Consider the following 2,496-nt stretch of genomic DNA (forward strand, 5'->3'; position numbering starts at 1 on the left):
TGCCTCGACTAGAAATACCGTAATCAATTATTCGTATTGAAAATTTTGTTGCTTTTGCACGGTGCAATCCACGATTGCTAATGTTAAAAAATACTATGATGGAACCGCTTTTTCCACAATGTGATTAGGTAATCTTCGTTGTATTAGACTTTTTAAAATCAACAAGGTGTAATGCCATTTCATTCAGAGAAGCCAATAATTGGTTCGGGGTAACGACATCACTGAAATCCTTTGCAGTAGCTTGCAGCAGCATGTGCAAAAAACCATTTAAACTGTCTTTAAGTGAATTACCCCACGACTTCGCTTCGCTCTGATCACGGGGCTTCTGCAACATAGCTTTTAACGGCTAAGCTGCTTCATTTTTCTCAGTTCCCACACCAAACTTTGATAGTTCAAAGACTTTCGTTTTAGTAGATGATTTCTTCTGAGATTTGGGGATTACCCTGGCGACTATCCCAGCCGCCATTAAATCATTTTCGCCTGTGTTCTCGATAGACTTAGCTGCCGCTAAATCTCTGCACTGGACTAAACCGCAGCTTTCGCAGGCAAATTCTCGCACGATAAGGCCAAACTTGTGCGGGTGTTTGCATTCATAACAAATGCCTGACGATTTCACATAACGACCTATTTCATGGTAAATACCGCCATTCAATTCAACTTTGTATTGAGTCAGCGAAGTGATCATACCCATCACATTATCGTTCACCATATGGCCGTTAAATTGCTGCATACCTTTCACGTTCAAATCCTCAAACACTATGATATCACTGGTCTTGGCTATCGAACATGATACTTCGTGAGCGAACGCTAGGCGTTGGCGTGAGATTTTTCCGTGAAGTGTATTTAAGCGTGATTTGGTTTTATGCCAGCGATTTGAGCCCTTTTTTCGACGACTCAACTGGACTTGAATTTGTTTTATTTTTTTTGATGCTTTTTTAAAAGCTTTCGGGTTGTTAACGTACCAACCGTTCGAACCTACAACCGTATGCTGACTGTTAATGTCGTAGCCTACAATTGATGACAAGACCCGCTTCGCGGTTTTGCATTCAACCTCTTGGGTGAACGATACATTCCATTTACCATGTAATAGTTGGACAGTAACAGTCTTGATTTCACTGACTAATTTACGGTGTAAAACAATCGGCACTTTGCCAACTTTCGGAATGCTGACCGCCCCATTTTCGATGCGAATGCAGTTCGAGTTATTCACACACCTAAAGCTGTCATTGTGCAGTCTTTTCTGTTTGAAACTGACTTTAAACGTCGGAAATTTTTGCAACCGACTCTTAGAAAAAGCGTTTTTCAAAGCCGTATCCAGATCCCTTACCACTTGCTGTGCAGCCGCAGAATCGAAGTCTTTAAGCCATGAAAACTCTTCGAAGACCTTTAATTCTTTAATTAATTTTGCCATTTCCGGATAGAAAAAAACGTTTTGCCGTACCTATAACGACGCAGATTTTCTGACAGCAACAAGTTCCACAACCCACGAGCATATGAGCCGAACTCAATGAGTTTGGCTTCCTGTTCTGTTGTCGGTTTGAGTCGAAAGTTGTATCTGAGCACTTTTTTCATATACTGTATAGACCACTGTGCAACCGGAGGTTGTCAAGTGGAATACCAAACTAATTCACACTGTAAGCATCTCATTGTGCAGCACTTCCGTTGATACGATCCGTCAATATATTCAAGAGCAAGGTTAGTTTATCGATTCATCCCCGCGACTTTCGCTACGCTCGGATCACGGAGTTTTCTCGACAGATTAGATAAAAGGTATAATGCCTACTTAGAAGTTGGAAGATAATAAGGTTGATACTGAGTGTTAAAGATAATACCTGTTAGGGAGAGTGTGAGCGATTGGGTTGATCCTAAATCTAGAAAAACACGAATAAAGTATGCGTATTTTTAGGGTAAAGATGGATAGCTAAGGCAAGTCAAAGCTAAAGATGGTACAGCCATCAACATCGACTTATCCGTTATAGAGATAAAGAACAATGATGGTAGCACTCGTATTTACCATGGCAACATCATCGCTTTCGAGCATTATATTATGAACATGTTAAGGAACTGCTAATGACAACGACCCAAGAAGCTTCATATCAACAACTCAAAGCACTCCTTGAGTGTTATTTTACAATTGATGACCAAGATTATCTGATCCCTGTATTACTGAGTTTTTCAGGTGATGCCGATAAGGTAATCTCTTGGTTTACTCAAGAGCCTATACCCGCATTCGGTAATATCACAGCTTTAGGGGTTTGTGTTAGTGGCGATGGTAAATTGTTAATCGATTATATAAAGTCAATTCAAATGGGTGGATATGCTTAGGTTAGAGTAAGCATAAACCAATACAAACTGACACACTCACTTATTGCTGGAGACTCCACCGACGACACTCCCCCTGATGATTAAAGCCGTAAAAGTGCTGAATGGGACTGAATTAATAAGACATTACGGTTATGGTGAGTTTATTAAAAGGTACATTACTAGCCCGCTTAG

At 40.4% G+C, this 2,496-nt stretch carries 4 protein-coding genes; 1 reads left to right on the plus strand and 3 read right to left on the minus strand.

Translation table 11 applies throughout. The features are described from left to right. Positions 1-124 precede the first annotated feature (124 nt). The 3 genes from H5202_RS20555 to H5202_RS24395 are packed head-to-tail and all read right to left on the minus strand — an operon-like array spanning position 125 to position 1,572. The gene (locus tag H5202_RS20555; protein ID WP_182773701.1) at positions 125-334 is read right to left on the minus strand and encodes a hypothetical protein; all 210 of its coding nucleotides are present in this window, start codon (positions 332-334) and stop codon (positions 125-127) included. Positions 335-346: 12 nt separating this feature from the next. After that, on the minus strand, positions 347-1,411 hold the full coding sequence (locus tag H5202_RS20560; protein WP_259397409.1) for an RNA-guided endonuclease InsQ/TnpB family protein: 1,065 nt from the start codon (positions 1,409-1,411) through the stop codon (positions 347-349). Further along, positions 1,399-1,572, minus strand: a complete 174-nt coding sequence (locus tag H5202_RS24395) for a helix-turn-helix domain-containing protein (protein ID WP_259397410.1) — start codon at positions 1,570-1,572, stop codon at positions 1,399-1,401. Before H5202_RS24395 ends, H5202_RS20560 begins: the two co-directional genes overlap by 13 nt. A 498-nt stretch (positions 1,573-2,070) precedes the next feature. Here H5202_RS24395 and H5202_RS20565 point away from each other — a divergent pair, with 498 nt between their 5' ends. After that, positions 2,071-2,325: a DUF2384 domain-containing protein gene (locus H5202_RS20565; protein WP_182773702.1), complete on the plus strand. Its 255-nt coding sequence runs from the start codon at positions 2,071-2,073 to the stop codon at positions 2,323-2,325. Positions 2,326-2,496 lie beyond the last annotated feature (171 nt).

The organism is Shewanella sp. SG41-4 (assembly GCF_014164505.1).
In the GTDB taxonomy this organism is placed as follows: Bacteria; Pseudomonadota; Gammaproteobacteria; order Enterobacterales; family Shewanellaceae; genus Shewanella.

Coding starts and splice junctions, on each gene's coding strand:
- H5202_RS20560 (WP_259397409.1), bottom strand. CDS start 1,411: ATGGCAAAATTAATTAAAGAATTAAAGGTCTTCGAAGAGTTTTCATGG.
- H5202_RS20565 (WP_182773702.1), top strand. CDS start 2,071: ATGACAACGACCCAAGAAGCTTCATATCAACAACTCAAAGCACTCCTT.
- H5202_RS24395 (WP_259397410.1), bottom strand. CDS start 1,572: ATGAAAAAAGTGCTCAGATACAACTTTCGACTCAAACCGACAACAGAA.
- H5202_RS20555 (WP_182773701.1), bottom strand. CDS start 334: ATGTTGCAGAAGCCCCGTGATCAGAGCGAAGCGAAGTCGTGGGGTAAT.